Raw genomic sequence first — 18,717 nt, forward strand, 5'->3', positions numbered from 1 at the left:
CAAATTACATTTTAATTATTTAGGGTATTCTGTAAACTAGCTTTAATTATCTATTAATCGTCTGTGGTAATTGATTTGTCCCAAATGGTAAGCGAGATGTGTAGTTAAATGAATTAGCATAAATTCAGTAGAAGTTTTTTTTTCGAAAACTAAAATTGGAAATTCCATTTTTAAGTCTTTTTCCGATATGTTATCAAGTGCAGTATTAACTATAAAAATGGTTTCTTCAATTTTTGATACTAAATCTGTTCTTGGAATATTTTTCAGCGAAAATTCGAGTGCTCGATTTCTAACATATCCAGTTTTTCCAAATTCGGCTCCTATGTATGTATTACTATTTCCTATTAGATGCAAACAAAGATTTCCTGCTGAATTAGTTATTCCTTCTGGGGTTTTCCAAATATTACTTTCGTTTTGGTAGGATTCAATTTCGGTTTTTAGCTTATGTAAATCACGGTTGAATAGAGTCTTTAAACTATCAATTAGCATTTTTAGTTTCTTTATATTTCTTTAAGGACAGTAGCGCTTGATGTTGTATTTTTTGTTGAAAAAAACGAGTCCAACCTAATAAATGTCCTGTAATTCCAAAAGCTTGTTTGGACCATTTCCAGATATCGAAATCATCAGTGTGTTTTTTTATTAATCCATCTTTAAACTGAAACTGTCCTCGAATTACATTAACTACTTTTCTATTAGTTTTGCTAAAATTATAGGTAGCAATCCATTTTGCTGAACCAATGTACTCATCAGCTTTTACATCTGAAAACTCTATTTTCAAATTCCCTTCGCTTTTTTCAATAAGCATTTTCCACATTTGGCAAACATCCTTTTCTTTTAATAAACCAAAAGCAGGATCACGAAACTCAATATCTGGATGGTAGCATTCACATATTGTGGAAGCATCGGCATTTGCTAAAGCGGTATAAAACTTAACAAGGGTTTTTTCGTTTGGAGTCATAGCTACACGGAGTGAGTAGTAAAAATAATAATTTTTATGTTAAAATTTAGGTTTTAAAAAAGGAATTTAGAATGATTTGTCATCATTTTACTCTGATTTAGAAACATTAGAAATAATTAATAATTGATTATTCAGTAGCTTATAAAAGAAATGATTTTGAATTTTTAGATAAAAAAAGAGGATAGACTTTTAAGTTTCTATCCTCTTTACATAATTTATTAAATATTTCGATTTTGTTCCGACTTATTTAACGGCAGGAATAATATCAATTATTACAGTACGATTGTAAAAACGTTCTTCGGGAGTTTTGTTATCAAACGGAGAATTATTTTCATTTTCACCGTATCCGGATACATTAAATTTCACATCATTTCTACCCGCTTTAGCTAAACTGCTCTGAATAATATTTTTCACATCATTTGCACGAGCCGATGATAAGTCTTGGTTGTAAGCTTCTTCACCAATAATATCCGTATGACCTTTAATATTTACGGTTGCTCCAACAGGAATTTTAGGCGTAACTACCTCTGTAAGATATTTTTCATACATAGAAATCGCTTTAGAAGTATTGAATTCGTAGATAATACTATATCTCATCCCTTCTTCCATTGTAGCAGGTGTCCATAGCGTTACGTGAACCGGTGTTTCCTTTTCTATAACTTTACCACTTTTAGACTGACCAATCATTTTTACTTTGTAATCTCCATGTGGACGACTACCTAAAATTGTTTCTCCAGGAATGCTAACTTCGTCTTGAGTGTAAGGTCCAAAAGATTGCATTTTTCCATTTTCGTCAGTTATTTGTAATGACCAAGATGATAATGCTTCACCAGCTCCTTTGTTATTAAAAGTTACATAGCTATCTAAAGGTGCAACTTGAGAAGCTGTAATTTGAACAGGTTTCAATGGTGCATCAGGACCACTTTGAAATTCCATCAACAAATCTGGTGAATTACTTTCGATAGAAACTCTACGATCTCCTTCACGAAGTAAAACTAATTCTAATGTTCCACCTGGTTGTTCTGATGGGATATTTGGTTTACCTTGACCTTTAGTTGTAATTCTAGTTGGATTTATTGCAAATACATTTACTAAATATGTTTTAACAGATTCAGCCATTGCAAGACCATCTGTATTGTCATTATTTGATGAACCCACCAAAGTAATTGTTGCAGAAGGATTTTTTTGCATACGATCTCCAAGGATATTCAAGACATTATAATAAACTGTCATTTGACGTTTAGAACGATCTGATAAATTTTTTGGAGCAAATGTTTCTAATTGATCTTCTTTAAAGTCTTTTACTTGATTTTTCGTTAATAAAACATAACGATTTGGAATCTCAGTTGATCCTTCATTAAAGAAAACATAGTTTCTAAGAGGGAAAACTTCAGTCATTCTTTTTTCACCTTGAACATTGTTAGGAGAATTTACACTAAAATCAACTTCACGGTCTTTGACCATATCAGTTGCCTGTTGGATATTTTGTCCTTGACCAAATTTAAGCGCAACACCAGCTCTAATGGTAGTTATATTCCAAGTTTCTGTTGCACGTGGATTTTGACCAAAATAAGGTTGGAAAGAAACAAAAGGAGACAATACAAATTGTGTTTTGTTGCTATCAGAAGAAAGAGGAATATCAAATCCTGCTCCAATTTGCATGGACAAAATAGTTTTCTCAATCTCGCTAAATTCACCAGTAACTGCAGGTGAAGGAGCTTGATTAGGGAAAGCTGGATTGATACCTAATTGATAAGTAAATGATTTATCTAAATTGAAAGCCAATCTAGGACCTCCGTAAAGATAGAAACTTGATTTAAATGGAGCAAAACGTAAGCTTGGTTCTACAGTAATGTAACTAAGATCAGTTTTTAAATCAGCTGGACAGTCACATGCAGTAAGCACTTGGTCAAAAGTACCTTTACGGCTATCAAACCCGGCTTGTAACATAACTCCCCATCTTGAAGTAGCAGGGCGATATTCTAAAAGCGGTGCAATAAAAAGCCCAACACCATTTCCTTCATGAAAAGTAGCCGGAGGAGTAAAATCAGCATTCAACTGATTAGTTGATCCCTCGTAAAAATTAAAATTTGCACCACCAGCAACTCCAAAGTACCAAGAAGGTTTTGCATATTTTACTGCTGCTTCTTGTGCTTGAATAGGTGATTGAACACTTAACCATGTCAATGAGACTACTAAAAGGCTTTTGATTGGTAAGTTATTTGGGGACCATGCTTGGCGTAATCCCTTTTTAAAATTAGTTATATTGTTCATTTTATTTATGTTGTTTGATTCGTTTTAAATATATCCCGCCTTTCGACGGGATAAAACTTTTTGTTTATTATACCTATCGGACTAATGATTAGTTAGCAGGTACATTGATTGTTGTATTTACCATAGTAACTGAGGCAACTAAAGATATTGCTCTACCATTTAAAACTGTTTGCACAGCATTTCCAGCAGTTGAGAATGTAACGCCAGCAGAAGCAATAATAGTTCCTGTCATTACACCACCACCAGCTCCGTTAATAACAGCTGCAGTACCTACGTACCAATAAACGTTTTTAGCTTGAGCTCCGTTAACTAGTTTAACACTTTTAGCACCATTTGGACCAGCAATACCTACTGTTAGACCGGCTGCTGTTTGAAAAATCCAAACTGCGTTAGGATCACCCTTAGCATCTAAAGTTAAATCTCCATTAGATATTTTAAAAGTTGCACCAGCTGATTTATAAATTCCTGGAGCTAAAACTAGATTTCCTAATTCACCTGCACCTGGATCCATTCCACCTGGTTTTTGAGCAGGAGAAATACTGATATAAGCTGCATTTGCATCAACTAATCCTTGAGTTGCAATAGCTGCAGAATTAGCTGAACCTGGAGCTGGGGGCGCAGTATGAATTCTACCAGTAACAAGTCCTTTATTAAGAGGTGTTTCTGTGTATACATCACCAGTTGTTCCGTCATGAAAACCTGTTACTAAAGTAGCAGCTGCGGTTGTTCCAATATTTCCATTAATCACAGTATTCAAACCTTGATTTGTAATTCCTGCATTTCCTCCAAATACTCCGAAGAATAAACCGCTAGCGGCTGCTGGAGGTGGAGAAACAACTGCTGGATTTACTGTGCTGAATGTCCAAACATAGTTATTTGCTAATGAAGCTCCTGCTACATTTTTAGCTCCTGTAGTAATAGTAGCTGTATATGTTAGTCCAGCTACTAATGAATTAACTGGATTAAATGAAGCTGTAGTACCACTATAAGAAACGACACCAGCAATAGCAGTTGTACCTTGTCTTAAAGTAAACGTAGTTGCATTGATAGTTGTAGCATCCATTACTGTACTAAAAGTAGCAGTAACTGTTTTGTTTAAAACTACTCCGGTTTCATTATTTGTAGGGTCAGTTGCAGTTACTGTAGGTGCAGTAGCCGTTGTAAATCTCCAAACGTAATCACTCGCTAACGGTATTCCTGACACACTTTTTGCGCCCGTAGTAACAGTAACTGTGTAATCATTATTTGCAACGTAACCATTAGTAGCTTTAAATGATACCGTAGAACCAGCATAAGTAATTACACCAGGTACTGTAAAAGTTCCGTGTTTTACTATAAATGTTGTGCTGTTTAAAGTTGAAGGATCCATTGGTACGCTGAAAGTTGCAGTTACCGTTTTGTTTAAACTTACTCCAGTTTCACCATTTGTAGGGTCATTAGCAATCACTCTTGGAGGTGCTTCTGTAGTGAAATTCCATGTGTAATTAGCAGCTAATGGTGTTTCTTCTAAATTTTTAGCACTATTAGTAATAGTAACAGTATAAACCGCATTAGCAGCTAATGGTGCAGTAGGTATAAAAGTAGCTACTAAACCAGTATAAGAAACTGTTCCAGCAACTGAGTTAGTTCCTTGATTTACATAAAAAGTAAAATTATTTATAGTCAAAGGATCCATTGGCATACTGAAAGTCGCTGTAATTGTTTTATTCAAAGCAACATTTGTAGCATCTCTTGCAGGGTCTGTAGAAATTACAGTTGGTACAATTAACATTCCTGTACTAAATGTCCAAACATAATCTGTTTGAAGCGCATTACCCATTCGATCTTTAACACCAGTTTTGATTCTTCCAATGAAAGTAGTGTTAGGCTTCAACAAACTTGCAGGAGTAAATGAAGCTGTTGTTCCGCTATATGTAACTGTACCTGAAATAGCAGCTCCGTTAGCTTCGGTAACAATGAAATTAGCACCATTGATTGTCGTTGGGTTCATTTCTTCATTAAATGTTGCAGAAATAACTTGTCTTAAGGGAACATTTAACGCTCCATTTAATGGGATTGTTGAAATAACCTCTGGACAAATGCCTTCAGTCTCGATAAAATCGTCTTCTGCGCAACCTGCGAATAATGCAATAATTAGTATTGCAAAGGTTAGTAGTAGTTTTTTAGTATTCATTTTTTATAATTTAAGGGGATTAATAATTTCATCGTCAAAATTCACACTTTTATCGACGAAATGGATTATACAATTATTTAATTAAGTTGTAAGATTCACTTGTTTATTTGTTAAAAAACATTTTAAATTATTTGTAATCAGTACTTTAGTCTTAAAAACGGATAATATTTTTGTTATTTCATTTAATTTTGTGAATGACAGAATATTTTTAACAGTAGAAAAAAAAATAGGGGGTGAGTTCATTATTTTAAAACTTAATTTTTTAAAATAATGGATACGAAAAGAAGTATTCTAACGCATTAAATAACAGCGTAAAATAATTGATATTTAGAATTGAAATCTTAGGCAGGTAGTTGAACTAACAGTTAAATTAGGTCAGTTTTGAATAATATTTACTGAATCCATCAACATTTAACTTATTTTCTTTTTGTTTTAAATTGAAGATAAAATAGGTGAGTTCTTTAGTAAAAGTATCAAGTTTCAAGGCAGATTGTTTAATAAACTCTAAGCATTCTTTGACCTCCTCTGGAGAATTTGAGTATTCATCCAGTTGAAAAGATATACCTAATATGTTTGTGACAGGCTGTCTGACTCTGTGTGAGGTAATGAACATGATTTTTTTAAGTCCATCAATGTATTGTTTTTGATATTCTTCGGCAATACTTAGTTCAGAAATAGCTTTTATTAATTCTGCAGCTCGCTTTTCTTTTTCTTGGTTTTGAAAGGCAAGTTCTTTATTAGCAATAATTAATTCCGCAGCACGTATTTCTTTTTCTTGATTTTGAAAGGCAAGTTCTTTATTGGCAATAATTAATTCCGCAGCACGTTTTTCTTTTTCTAAGTTTTGAAAAACAAGTTCTTTATTGGCAATAATTAATTCCGCAGCACGTTTTTCTTTTTCTAGATTTTGAAAAACAAGTTCTTTATTGGCAATAATTAATTCAGCGGCACGTTTTTCTTTTTCTAGATTTTGGAAAACAAGTTCTTTATTGGCAATAATTAATTCAGCGGCTCTTTTTTCTTTTTCTAAGTTTTGAAAAGCAAGTTCTTTATTGGCCATAAATAGTGCAGTAGCTCGTTTTTCCTTTTCAAAGTCTTGAAAAGCAAGTTGTCTATTTACTACTATTAACGCTTCTTTTTTGAATTTTTTTTCCATGCTCAGTTCTAATTAATAGTCAAAAGATATCAGCTAAATAATTAAATATTCAGTTGAGAACTTTTGTTTTGAGCTTATTTAAAAAAGAACAAATAAATAGTTTCTTACTGATTTATTTAATTTGGGATAATGATTGTATTCGAATAAAAAATAATCAAAACTGCTGTATAGTTATGATTTTGAGGGATCGGAATATTTAGTAGCTACATTAGTTATTACAAATTGCAGTAGGGTACCTAATATTCTTTTGATAGGATTATGAGTTGATCCAAGTAAAACTTTTTTAGTTATATATCCTGTTGAAATTCCAATAATATTACTTAGTATATTTCCCTTAATTTCTGGAGAAGTTGCCATAAGGCCAAAAGCTTTTTTTATAAGATTTAAGGGTTTTAAACTTTCTATGGTGTAATGATACTGATCTTTGAGCTGTACAAATTCCTCAGCTTGTTTCATTTTCATTAATATAATAGTCTCCTTAAGAATTTCAGTTTGGTTTATATTTTTCATTCTAATTTTTTTTTAGCATTTTTATGATGATAAAATTGCTGATTGGCATTTTAATCCATTTATCCTTAAATACATAAAGAATAATTGCAATTAGTAAATAAAAACTCGACACGATAAAAAAACCATTATAGACTTTTCCTACTAAGTCCCCAATCCACAAGGAAAGACCAATATTTACTAAAAAAGCAAACATTGCAAAAACAACAGAAACTGTTAATCGAGAAAGTAAAGACGACATGACATCTGCAGTTTTATCTACTGCATTTAACTTCGCCAATTCTACAGTTGTTCTAGTGTAATTCTCTGCTCTATCAAAAAGCATTTCTATTGTTGTTGCGTTGTTTTCCATGATATAATTTGTAAACGTACTTTGTTCTGAAATTTTAATAGCTCAATATCGTATTAGATACTTGAATTTTTAACTTCGTTTTTTGCATCGTAAAATTTTGATTTTCCTTCAGAAAGTAAAGTTTCACCTTCATGTTTTGCATCATCAAATTTTGATTTTCCTTGAGCGATTAGATTTTCTCCTTCACTCCAAATTTTTTCATACTTTTTGTTTATTGTTCCCAATAAAGTATCTAATTTATCTTTTAATTCATCAGCATAATCGTTGCTTCTGTCCATTATTTTTTTTCTTGTTTTGTCTCCTTTTTCAGGTGCAAACAATACTCCTAATAATGCTCCTACAGCTACTCCACCTAAAACTCCTAATATTATTTTATCTGCTTTCATAATTATATATTTTAATTGTATTTATTAGTGTTTGATTTATATGCCTCTTCCTTGTATTAGTCTGAATAGTATTGCAATAACTGCAATAACAAGAAGTACATGTATAATTGATCCTAAACTGAATGCAAAGAATCCGATAGCCCAAAAAATGACTAAAATGACTGCGATTGTGTAAAGTAAATTGCCCATTTTTTATTTTTTTAAAGATTTATATTGTGTGTTTTTTATCAAGGATCAAATTAGATTCTTCTGCCTGATATAAGTCTAAATAAGATTGCTATAACAGCAATAACTAGAAGAATGTGAATAATTGATCCTGCACTGTATGCAAAGAAACCAATTGCCCAGAAGATAACTAAGATTACTGCGATGGTGTAAAGAAGGTTGCTCATGATTTTTAGTTTTAAATGATTAGTTTATTTAGCATTTATTAGTTTAGTCTTAATCCTACATAAACATTCATAACACTGTTTTTTGCGTCTGAAGAAATAAAGCTGTTGTCTTTTCCGATTTTAGTTAAACCATAGTTGTAACGAACACCAAAGTTTACTACATCTAAATCGATTCCTACTCCACCAGAAATTCCTGCGTCAAGTTTGTTGAAATCGTCTGTGTCTAATTCGCTTTGAGAAGATCCAAAATTAGAATCGTTTGATGTTCTTCCACTAACCATAAAGGCAGCGTATGGACCAACGTGAATGTTAAAATTTTCTGTAACGTTCATTACTACTAATACAGGAACTTCAATATAGTTAATGTTAAACTTAGACACACCTTGCACAAAAGCATTATTATAAACTAATTCAGCTCCTTTTGTAGTGTAACTAATCTCAGGTTGAATAGCGATACCATTTGCGATTGGAAATTTAGCGTACAATCCTGCATTAAAACCTGTAAGCACATTATTATCATCAACACTATCAGTATATAGGTTAGAGAAATTTAGTCCACCCTTGAAACCAAATGAAGCAGCTTTTTCTTGTGCTTGAGCACTTGTGTAAGTCATAAAGCTTAATACTAATGAAGCAAAAATCAGTTTTTTTGAATTTTTCATTTTATTTTTTTTTTAATTATTATACTACAAATATCAGCATCTTACTGGCTAACATTGTTACAATACTTTTTGTTTAGTTTATATTATTCACACTTTAAATGATTTATTATCAGATATTTTTTAAATTAAAAAATTCCCCCAAAAAAAAAGACGAGTTGAAAAACTCGTCTTTATATTGTATTATTTGTTGTCTACTGTGAAGTTTCTAAAGGCCTCACCAAGTTCATCTACATCTCTATTATACTCCTTTTTAAAAGATTCCCAATCACTACTGGTATCATTTTTATACCTTTCAATTTTGGCTTTAATATCATTGTTTTTTTGTTCTAAAATGTCAATTCTTTGAGCATAGTTTTCATTAATTGAAGTCCCAGTTTTTTTCATACGGACTTTCATCTCTTTAATTTTCATTTCATTTTCAGCGATTGTTGCATTAGTGCTTGCTTTGAATGAATTCCATTCTTCTTCCGTTGCTAATTTACGTGCGTCTGATAATTCTTCTTTTGCATCATTAAGATTATCTCTTGCTTCTTCAACATTATCTTGAGCCGCCTCTTCTTTTTTTGTAGTGTTTTGACAACTTGTTAAAACGGTTCCAACCATTAAGGTTGTTAGTGCTAGGGTATAAAGTGTTTTTTTCATTTTGTTTGATTTAATGTTATATTTTTTGATGTGGTTAAAAAACTTTGGTTTAACCATTTTATAATTCAAACTAGAAGTTTGTACTATTACTAGTTTGAATTACACAACGGTATTAATGGTAAGTATTGAAATAATAGGGGCAAACAAGGTTTATTTTGAAATAAAATTATTAGATGGACTTTATAATTTTAAGAATCTCTTCTTTAGTTTTTCCTAATTTAATTTGGATTTTTTCAAGTATTTCTTCTTTTTTACTTTTTGTAAAAAGCAAATCATTATCGGTCAAAGCTGCAATTTTTTGTATTAATTTTACTTTTTGCTCTTCCCAATTTTCTGTTAGTTTTAATGAATTCATTTATTTTTGTGTATTGTACATGAAATAGTTTTCACTTCACAAATTTGGCGCTTTTACTAATGAATTCAGTTATAAAACTTTTTGTAATAGTTGTTTTATTTACTGATTTTGTTAATTAATGAGATATACAATAGGTGATACGTCATTAAATAGTTAAATACCTTTTTTTATCTAAATCAACCATCTATTTTTTACTTTAAATCGTCATTATGATTTGGGATGTATTTTTTGATTATGTTTTCTAACGACTCATAATAATCCGTGAGTATTCTAATATTTATTTCAGGGCTTGAAATATCAGGAATGGTAACGGTCATCTCATTCAAATATTTAGATAATTCTGGATAGTCATTCCGTATTTTCATTGTAATTTTAAGAATAGCGTCGTTAAGTTCTTGTTCTGTTTTCATCATGAATATATTTTGAGTTATTTTTAGAAGTACTTTTTATTAAAAACCATAAAATAAAAATCATTAAAAACATCATTTTATAGTATGATGTTTTTAATGATTTTTGAGAAATTGAGTGGTGAGTAAATGGCATTTTACTCGGCTATTTTATAATATAATAAAAGATCCTATGTTAGTTGTAAGACCAGCTGTAACTACCAAATCAGTTTTTATTACAGGCAATAACGGTAAAGCAGGAGTAATAGTAATTGTGTATATTCCAGGTAGAAGTCCCATCACTAAGAAATCACCATTTTCATTTACATTACTTGTATAACTTACACCGGTTGATGAAGTTGCTTCAACTACTGCCATTGTTCCTATTGGAGTAATTTTACCTTTTATAGAGCCGCTAATTGCTTTTTCTATTGTTCTAATAACCGGTTTCAATTGATATCCACCATTACCAAGTTTTACAACTGATTTATTGGCATCAAAATCTAAAAGGACAGTATACAAAATCCCTTCTTGAAGCGTTTGGTTAACTTGAAGTTTTAATCCGCTTTGTTGCGCACTCGGAGTGCTCAAAGGATAACTGATACCATCAAGAACTACTGTATTATTAGTACCTAAAATAAGCCTTATTTGTTTCACAGATGAAATTTCAAGTGAGTCAGTAGCAATTATTGTATCGACACCATTAGAAAATTCTAGCAAATTATAAACACCTTTTTCTACATTTAAAGCTACAGTTTTTCCGTTATTTCCTATAACTTCAACACCTTGTATGTCTACATTTACTTCGTCATAAGGACCTGGAGCGTCAGTCAGTCTCACGGCATAAGGATAACTGGCATTTGTATCATCATTGTTACAGGAATAGATTAATAATCCAAGCATGATGAAAGATAGAGCAAATTTCATTTTTTTCATTTCATTTTAATTTAGGGGTTCAAATTATTTATTGTTTAGTAAAGATACTCTGCGTCTTATTGTTATATGTTATACAACTTCACTATTAAGTTGTAGAATTCTCACTTTCAAGGTTTAAACGATAAGTTATTTCTTAATTTAATATGCTTTACAAAAAAAAATATGTACAATACCTATTTTAAACCTATTTAATGGTATCAGATGTTGCACCCATATTTAATTCCTTTTTCATTTCTATTTCTTCTTGATCTTCTAATTCATCCAGTTTTTTATCTTCTGCTTTTTTCTTTTTATTGAAATAGCCTCTTAGTAAGAAATTATGTTTTGCAGCTTCAATAACTTCATTCAATCCCTTAGTCGCAGTTTTAACATTCGTTAAAGAGGAATCAATAACTTTGCCCATTCTTTCATCGCTTACCAGTTTAGACAAAGCTCCTTTTCCGTTATTCATGTTTACCGTAAATTTTTTGAATTCAGTTGAACTATTTTCAAGATTAGTAACCATAGTTTTTATGCTGTTTCCAAATTCTTCATCAGAAACCAATCTGGACAAAGCACCATTTCCATTATTCATGCTATAACTAAATTGGGCTAACTGTGCTGTAATTACACCTGCATTATCGACACTTTTTTTAACGCTAACCATTAAATCTTCCATTTCTATCGCTTGCTTTGAAGCAATGACATCATTGTTTTCTACAATTACTTTAGAGTTTTTTCCGGATGAAATTACTAGGACTTTATCGCCCATTAAACCATCAGAACTAATACTCGCAATTGCATCTTTTTTGATGTATTTACGAACTTCTTCTTTTATGACTAATTTAATCACTACAGAAGTGTCCGTAAGAAATTCGATTTCTTCGACAGTACCTATATTTATTCCTGAAAAACGAACATTATTCCCTACTTCGAGTCCATTTACAGAGTTAAATTTTGAATTTAATTCAAATGTAGAACCAAATAAATTCTTCTGTTTTCCAACAAAATAAATTGTTGAGACAAAAAGTACCAATCCTATAATTACAAACATTCCTAATTTCCATTGGTATCCAGATTCTTTATTCATTTTATGTTTTTTTATTGGTTAAAGGAAAAAAGATCGAACCCATTCGTCCTCGCTTTTTTCTAATTCTTCGTAAGTTCCTTCGGCATGTATTATACCATCTTTTAGAATCACAAGTCGATCAGCAGTGTGTTTTGCACAGGCCATATCATGAGTGATTATAATCGACGATGTTTTGTGTTTTTTTTGAATTTCTAATAACAATTCGCTGATTTCTCGGGATGTTATTGTGTCTAATCCAGTGGTAGGTTCATCATATAATATTATTTCAGGTTTCAGAATAAGAGTTCTGGCTAGACCAATTCTTTTTCGCATTCCTCCCGATAATTCCGAAGGCATTTGATCAATTGCCTCGCTCAATCCTACACTTTCTAAAACGTCTTTTATTTGATTTTCTAATTCTTCTGCAGATAAATCTTTGGCGTGTCGCTTCAATGTAAATCCTAGATTTTCTCGTACACTCATGGAATCATACAGCGCTGCATTTTGAAAAAGAAAACCTATGCGGACTCTTATTTCATTGAGCTCATTTGTATCAATTTTTGTGATATCAGTGCCAAATACATTTATTTCTCCTTCGTCAGCAATTATTAAACCGACTATACATTTTATAGTAATTGATTTACCTGAACCTGATTTTCCCAATACCACTAAATTTTCTCCTTTATTTACAGAGAAAGTAACTCCTTTTAATACCTCATTGCTCCCGAAGGATTTATAAAGTTTTTTTATTTCTATTATGGGATCATTAGTTTTAGAAACTGGAGTAGGAGCTGTTGTTGTTATTTCTTGTGTCATTTTAGAAAAATAAATCAGTTATTTGTACTGCAAGCATATCAATAATAAATATTGTTAATGAAGCAGTAACTACAGCAGAGTTAGCGGCTTTTCCAACGCTTTCAGTTCCATTTGCAGCATTAAATCCTTTGTAACAGCCAATCATTCCAATAAAGAAACCAAAGAAAAAAGTTTTCATAGTCGCTGGAAAAATATCTAAAAATGTTATGGATTCTAAAACTTGCGAGAGGTAACGATACATATTAACGTCACTGTGAATATTTATACCTACATATCCTCCTATAATCCCAATACCATCTGCATAAAATACTAAAAGAGGAATCATCAATGTTGTGGCTAAAATCCTTGTAACAACTAAATATTTATACGGGTTTATTGCAGAAACTTCCATGGCATCTATTTGTTCTGTTACTTTCATAGACCCTAATTCTGCACCTATACCGGATGAAACTTTACCAGCACAAATTAATGCAGTAATTACAGGTGCAATTTCCCGTATTAATGAAAGTGCAACCATACTAGGCAACCAGGATTCTGCACCAAACTTAGCTAGTGTAGGTCTTGATTGTAGCGTAAGCACTAATCCCATTATAAATCCTGTGATGGTTACTAATGGCAAAGATTTATACCCAATAACGTAACATTGTTTTATGAATTCTTTGATTTCATAAGGAGGCTTTACCACTTCTTTAAAAAAACGCATTGTAAATAATGTAATTTTGCCTACATCATTAAAAGTTTCTTTCAAATAGGTAATTATACTTTCTTTTTTGGCGGCTACTATACTATTCATTTGTCTTTGTATTTTTTTTGGATGCTAATTAAGTGTTGATTTTAAATAAATAATAAAAAAAATATTTGCTTTAATTCAACATTAAACCACCTAACTGTTTTGCTTTATAATGAAACACAGTTAAAAGATTTTGCTGTGTTTTAACTAACATTATAAGCGCAGTGTTAAGATTTCTAAAATGATCATTCACTGTTTCTAGATAGCTTTTTGTAGCTTCAAATTCTTTGTATGCTATGGTATTCAAAAAATATTTTTGGTGAGAATTAATGAAACTTGCTTTAAGATTTAACCAAAGTCTCACAAAAAAAGCTATTATTGTTTATTACGATAGCAATTCCGCTCATTTTTTGAACTTCTTTAGCCAGTTCTGATTTATAAATTTTGCTAGTTTCCTGGAACTTGTAAAACAAATCTTTAATATCACTTTCTGAGGCAAAGATTATTGCAGTTTCAATAATCTGAACTCTATCACTATTGATATCAATACGATTATTTAATTCTACAATTGATTTGTCTCTATTCATTCTATTTGCTTTAGGAAAACTAAATCAATTCCTATTTTACAGGACTTTGATTGAGATAATCTCCTTACAAAATTCTTTATATTAGCTGCTAAATGTGTTATATAACTATTATATAATGTTTCATTATTCACACATTCAATAAATCAGAAAAATTGCTATAGGATTTAATTTACTTTTTTATTATTGGTCACGATTAAAACGACACCGCCTACAGCAAGTATAATTCCAATAATTGGGGACCAACTTAAGGGATGATTTACTTCTTTGTTGATTTGAATAGGGCCTATGTCGACCACTTTTTCGGTTGTGACATAATTAAAACTGGTGTACAACAGCATAATTATTCCCAGAATAATCATGATGATTCCTATGGTTTTTGTTTTCATTTGTAAAGTTGATTTATAATTTATTGATGTAAGCTTTTGAAAATTAATTTTTCTCTAATCAAGTTTTGGATATACTTCTATTTTTATCAGAATCATTACTCTTGATTTTAATTAAAAAAAAAACAGATGTAATTATTCAAAGGTCAAAGGGTTTAATTTTTGAAATCTTAGAACCAAATTGAGTTATTCCATTATGATTTTTAATTGTTTGACATATTAAAAAACAGTACTCTAAATAAAATTTATACGATTGCAAATTGAATTAATGAGTAAGATTGCTTTTTAGTAGTGAAGATTTCCCCAACTTAATAGTATTTCCAATGGGGATAGGAATAGTTTTTTCTGCTTTTTTGAATGTTTTTTCTATTGTTAATCTAGCCATCAAATAACTTACTGTTGATTCTGCACCTTGATTTAGATTTATATAATTGTCTTCTAATCCGTCGTAGCATCCTCCGGTACAAGGATTGTAAATAATCTGTTGCAAATGATTGTTTCCTAAAAACCATTTGAATGCAGTTTCCATTTTTTCCAAGTATTCCTCATTCTTAAAAACAATTGCAAATTTTTCTAAAGCCAGAATTGTATAAGCCACATCAATAGGTTGTTCGCCTCCTAAAGGATTTGGCTCTAACTGATTTTTTTTATTAAGCCATCCTTTATTCGAAATCACCTGAATCCTATTTGCAATAAAAATTTTAGAAAGTAGGAAGTCAAAAGATGATTTTGCAATTTCTTTATAAATTAATTCATCTGTTGCTAACCAAGCACAAAGCATTGCTTCTGGTAAAATACTGTTACCATAAGTAAGATAACTTTCAAACCAATTCCATTCCTTATCAGCTTCGTGTTTGTACATTTGTACTAGTCTGTTAGCTAATTTCTTAATTATAGAAATGTTTTTTTCTGACGCGTTTTTTGTATTATAGTAATACACTCCTTTGATTATGAAAGCCATTGCTCGCGTGGAGTGAATTTCAAAAACATTTACGAGTGCACTTTCCATGGTAAGAGCAGCATCTTTAGCTAACTCTTCGTGAAGAATGTTGCTGATTGAATTTAGATAACCCAAAGCCCAAATAGCTCTTCCATTCGAATCTTCAAGGTTTGTTTTGTAGTTTTGTTTTGTGAAATTATATTCTTCATTGATGTAATTCAGAAAATACAAATCGTTTTGCAAACAATATTTTATAAAATCAAAATAGATCTGAATGTATTTCAAATCATTAGAATCCTTAGTTAATTCATAGTGCTGACAAAGAGCCACCAAAGCTCTCGCATTATCATCTAAAGTATATCCCGAATCAATATCCGGTTGATTAATCTTAGAAAATTGAATCATTCCAAAGGATGTTGTTAATTTTTTTATGTGATTAAGATTTACCTTTGGAAGTTTGTAGTTTAAGATGAAGTCTTTAGGTTTTATTTTTTTAAATAAAATTGCGTGAGCAATAGCTGCATTTTCCCATGAAGTAGGAGCGATTCTATGAACCCCATTTAACCCCATGTTTATTCTTAACGGTTCATCAAGCAATAGCATATTTGCTTTCTCCGCTAATTGTTTTGGATTGTCAAAATCTATAATGATACCCACATCATTCTTCAATACTTCACACGCGTGGGGAATTGGAGTTGAAATAATTGGGCATCCACAACTTATGGCATAGGAAAAAGTTCCACTTACAGCTTGATTTGGATCTTTAGAAGTAAATAAATAAATATCAGTAAGTTGTAAATATTCTAAAAGATCAGGCAATGGCAAAAAACGATTTATAAATTGCACATGATTCTGTAGTTGTAAATCTTCAATCTTAGCTTGAAGCATCATTCGGTATCTTTCGCCTTCTTCTTTTACTACTGAAGGATGGGTTTTTCCTATAATAAGAAAGAGCACATCTTTATTCTTTTTTACTATTTTAGGCAATGCTTCTAAAGTAGTTTCAATACTTTTTCCAGAGCTTAATAATCCAAATGTTGAAAGTATTTTTTTTCCTTCTAAATGGTATTTTATTTTTAGCTCTTCTTTATCAGAATGAGGAACTAAATGAGTTCCATGCTGAATGATTGTAATTTTATCTTTTGCAATACCGTAATCGCTAATTAATAATAAAGCAGCAGAATTTGTCATTACAATTATAGAGTGTACTTCACTTGCTAAACTTTCAATATTTGCTTTTAATGAGGTATTAGGTCTGGGTAATACAGTATGAAAAACAATGATAGTAGGTTTTTGAAGTGTTTGTATAAACTCCCTTAAATCGGACTCATTATTTTTGAACAATCCAAATTCATGCTGAATCAATACCATTTTTATATTGGTATTACTATTAATTTGATCTGCTAAATTGATAAAGGCATTAGGATAATCTGTATTTAGAATATACTTGATAGCATCAGAATAGGTATGTTGCTCATTATTTGATTCTAAAGGGCAAATTTTTATTTTAAATGATTCCTGGAATTTATTATTAAGCGCTTCAATCAAATCTTGTGAATACGTTGCAATACCACATTCTCTTGGCGGGTATGTTGTAATAAATAATATTTCAGGTAACTCCTTTTTTGTATTAGTAAGAAGAGAATTATTAGGCTTATTCCCAAAGGCTTTCTTTGCAATAGGTATAGCGGGAATGTTTTGGCGTTTAAGAATGATTTTATTAATCATGATTTATGGTGTTTAGCATTAATTCTTTTAGTAATTCTGATAGATTTAGGGAGGCACAGCCAATACGTTTATCTGCGGCTCCATAATAAATATAGAGCGTATCGTCAAATAGGGCAGTACCGGATGGGAAACATACATTATTAACTTCTCCTTTTAATTCCCAACTTAGTTCAGGTTTAAATAAAGGATAAGGTAATCGTGCAATTTCTTTTTGAGGGTCGTGTAAGTCTAGTAATGATGCGCATGCTGAATATACAAAACCCTTAATGGTATCTTCTACACCATGATAGATTAGTAACCAACCAAATTCTGTTTCAATAGGTGGGCAGCCACCTCCAATGTAACTTGATTCATGGTTGTATTGTGGTGATAAAACAATCGAATCTTGAAAACCAATAAAATAATTTTCCCAAAATTCAGGCGTAAGTTCGGCTATTTCATTTATTGAGACAACGATTTGGATATCTGGCTTTATGCGATGCAGAAAACAAAGCATACCATTAATTCTTCTTGGAAAGAAAATTACATTTTTATCCCAAAGTAGTACTTTTCCACCGTCTTTTTTTCTGACACCTTTCTGCCTGTTGTAACGATAATATTTTTCACTTTTTGGTTTATTAGATTTAGTGAGTTTAACAAAATCATGATAGGTTATTTGAGCTACGATTATGCCTTGTTTTTCCCAATTTATTAAATCTTTAGACACTGCTAGAGCACCTAAAGCATTTATACCGTCATAGGCAGTATAAGTTAGATAATATAAATCAGCGATTTTTACTATGCGTGGATCTTCAATGCCATGTGATTCATAATCAAATTCTGGGATAAGAATAGGGGAATCACTTCGGCTTTCAACAGTAAGCGGTCCGTCTAATTTGCAATAACCAATACTTGAAAAGTTCCCTTTGCTTACTGCTCTGTAAAAGAGGTAGACATTATTTCCTTCTTTTATTGATGCAGGATTTAGTACACCTTCATTTTCAAAATCGAGTACCGTTTTTTGAATTATAATGCCTTCTTTTTTGACTGCTATCATGGTAATTGTTTTGAAAAAGAATATTTAATAATTCTTAAGTGAAATTATTTTTTTTGGAAATACATAGTCAGTATTAGAATATAAAGGTCTATTTCTTATGCCTTAAATGTGTTATATAAAATTTAGAATAAGTTATAGTATTCACGCTTTTAAATACTAAAACCGTTTTTTTATAAAAAACCAACATGTTAATTATGGAAACCAAAAAGGGCTATTGTAAAAACAATAGCCCTTAACCAAACCCAAAAAACCAACCTTACTTTACTGTAT

General features: G+C 31.1%; 23 protein-coding genes. All 23 read right to left on the reverse strand.

What is annotated here, in order from left to right:
- Window positions 1–42: 42 nt before the first annotated feature.
- Complete coding sequence (locus DFR66_RS07055; RefSeq protein ID WP_114754140.1) at window positions 43–489, reverse strand: DUF1572 family protein; 447 nt, start codon at window positions 487–489, stop codon at window positions 43–45.
- A complete protein-coding gene (locus tag DFR66_RS07060; protein ID WP_114754141.1) occupies window positions 479–958 on the reverse strand; it encodes a nuclear transport factor 2 family protein in 480 nt (159 codons plus the stop codon). The genes DFR66_RS07055 and DFR66_RS07060 overlap by 11 nt, the downstream gene beginning before the upstream one ends.
- 243 nt (window positions 959–1,201) lie before the next feature.
- Window positions 1,202–3,232, reverse strand: coding sequence for an OmpA family protein (locus DFR66_RS07065; protein WP_114754142.1), 2,031 nt, complete (start codon window positions 3,230–3,232; stop codon window positions 1,202–1,204).
- A gap of 88 nt (window positions 3,233–3,320) precedes the next feature.
- Window positions 3,321–5,405 carry an Ig-like domain-containing protein gene (locus tag DFR66_RS07070; RefSeq protein WP_114754143.1) on the reverse strand — a complete coding sequence of 695 codons (2,085 nt, stop codon included), beginning with the start codon at window positions 5,403–5,405 and terminating at the stop codon, window positions 3,321–3,323.
- A gap of 370 nt (window positions 5,406–5,775) precedes the next feature.
- The gene (locus DFR66_RS07075) at window positions 5,776–6,561 is read right to left on the reverse strand and encodes a histidine kinase (protein ID WP_114754144.1); all 786 of its coding nucleotides are present in this window, start codon (window positions 6,559–6,561) and stop codon (window positions 5,776–5,778) included.
- Window positions 6,562–6,732: 171 nt separating this feature from the next.
- A complete protein-coding gene (locus DFR66_RS07080) occupies window positions 6,733–7,071 on the reverse strand; it encodes a hypothetical protein (RefSeq protein WP_114754145.1) in 339 nt (112 codons plus the stop codon).
- 1 nt (window position 7,072) lies between these two features.
- Entirely contained in the window at window positions 7,073–7,420 is a 348-nt protein-coding gene (locus tag DFR66_RS07085; protein ID WP_114754146.1) for a hypothetical protein, read from the reverse strand.
- A gap of 53 nt (window positions 7,421–7,473) precedes the next feature.
- Window positions 7,474–7,806, reverse strand: a complete 333-nt coding sequence (locus tag DFR66_RS07090; protein ID WP_114754147.1) for a YtxH domain-containing protein — start codon at window positions 7,804–7,806, stop codon at window positions 7,474–7,476.
- A 36-nt stretch (window positions 7,807–7,842) separates the two neighbouring features.
- Complete coding sequence (locus tag DFR66_RS07095; RefSeq protein WP_113633709.1) at window positions 7,843–7,995, reverse strand: lmo0937 family membrane protein; 153 nt, start codon at window positions 7,993–7,995, stop codon at window positions 7,843–7,845.
- A 50-nt stretch (window positions 7,996–8,045) separates the two neighbouring features.
- On the reverse strand, window positions 8,046–8,198 hold the full coding sequence (locus tag DFR66_RS07100; RefSeq protein ID WP_113633710.1) for a lmo0937 family membrane protein: 153 nt from the start codon (window positions 8,196–8,198) through the stop codon (window positions 8,046–8,048).
- 38 nt (window positions 8,199–8,236) lie between these two features.
- Window positions 8,237–8,860, reverse strand: coding sequence for a porin family protein (locus DFR66_RS07105; RefSeq protein ID WP_114754148.1), 624 nt, complete (start codon window positions 8,858–8,860; stop codon window positions 8,237–8,239).
- A 180-nt stretch (window positions 8,861–9,040) separates the two neighbouring features.
- Window positions 9,041–9,502, reverse strand: a complete 462-nt coding sequence (locus DFR66_RS07110; RefSeq protein ID WP_146841131.1) for a sll1863 family stress response protein — start codon at window positions 9,500–9,502, stop codon at window positions 9,041–9,043.
- A 169-nt stretch (window positions 9,503–9,671) separates the two neighbouring features.
- Window positions 9,672–9,857, reverse strand: a complete 186-nt coding sequence (locus tag DFR66_RS07115) for a CsbD family protein (RefSeq protein ID WP_114754150.1) — start codon at window positions 9,855–9,857, stop codon at window positions 9,672–9,674.
- 191 nt (window positions 9,858–10,048) lie between these two features.
- Entirely contained in the window at window positions 10,049–10,270 is a 222-nt protein-coding gene (locus tag DFR66_RS07120; protein WP_114754151.1) for a hypothetical protein, read from the reverse strand.
- A 144-nt stretch (window positions 10,271–10,414) separates the two neighbouring features.
- Window positions 10,415–11,179: a DUF4382 domain-containing protein gene (locus DFR66_RS07125; RefSeq protein ID WP_114754152.1), complete on the reverse strand. Its 765-nt coding sequence runs from the start codon at window positions 11,177–11,179 to the stop codon at window positions 10,415–10,417.
- 184 nt (window positions 11,180–11,363) lie between these two features.
- Window positions 11,364–12,248, reverse strand: a complete 885-nt coding sequence (locus tag DFR66_RS07130; protein WP_114754153.1) for an MlaD family protein — start codon at window positions 12,246–12,248, stop codon at window positions 11,364–11,366.
- A gap of 18 nt (window positions 12,249–12,266) precedes the next feature.
- Window positions 12,267–13,043, reverse strand: a complete 777-nt coding sequence (locus tag DFR66_RS07135; protein WP_114754154.1) for an ABC transporter ATP-binding protein — start codon at window positions 13,041–13,043, stop codon at window positions 12,267–12,269.
- 1 nt (window position 13,044) lies between these two features.
- Window positions 13,045–13,803 carry an MlaE family ABC transporter permease gene (locus DFR66_RS07140; RefSeq protein ID WP_114754228.1) on the reverse strand — a complete coding sequence of 253 codons (759 nt, stop codon included), beginning with the start codon at window positions 13,801–13,803 and terminating at the stop codon, window positions 13,045–13,047.
- A gap of 103 nt (window positions 13,804–13,906) precedes the next feature.
- Window positions 13,907–14,080, reverse strand: a complete 174-nt coding sequence (locus DFR66_RS13880; RefSeq protein WP_158634640.1) for a hypothetical protein — start codon at window positions 14,078–14,080, stop codon at window positions 13,907–13,909.
- A 34-nt stretch (window positions 14,081–14,114) separates the two neighbouring features.
- A complete protein-coding gene (locus DFR66_RS07150) occupies window positions 14,115–14,360 on the reverse strand; it encodes a hypothetical protein (RefSeq protein ID WP_114754156.1) in 246 nt (81 codons plus the stop codon).
- 164 nt (window positions 14,361–14,524) lie between these two features.
- Window positions 14,525–14,746: a hypothetical protein gene (locus tag DFR66_RS07155; RefSeq protein WP_114754157.1), complete on the reverse strand. Its 222-nt coding sequence runs from the start codon at window positions 14,744–14,746 to the stop codon at window positions 14,525–14,527.
- Window positions 14,747–15,008: 262 nt separating this feature from the next.
- On the reverse strand, window positions 15,009–17,411 hold the full coding sequence (locus DFR66_RS07160; RefSeq protein WP_114754158.1) for a glycosyltransferase: 2,403 nt from the start codon (window positions 17,409–17,411) through the stop codon (window positions 15,009–15,011).
- Window positions 17,404–18,447, reverse strand: coding sequence for a glycoside hydrolase family 130 protein (locus tag DFR66_RS07165; protein ID WP_114754159.1), 1,044 nt, complete (start codon window positions 18,445–18,447; stop codon window positions 17,404–17,406). Before DFR66_RS07165 ends, DFR66_RS07160 begins: the two co-directional genes overlap by 8 nt.
- Window positions 18,448–18,717 lie beyond the last annotated feature (270 nt).

Origin of the sequence: Flavobacterium glaciei, assembly GCF_003350545.1 — a bacterium.
Lineage (GTDB): Bacteria > Bacteroidota > Bacteroidia > Flavobacteriales > Flavobacteriaceae > Flavobacterium > Flavobacterium glaciei.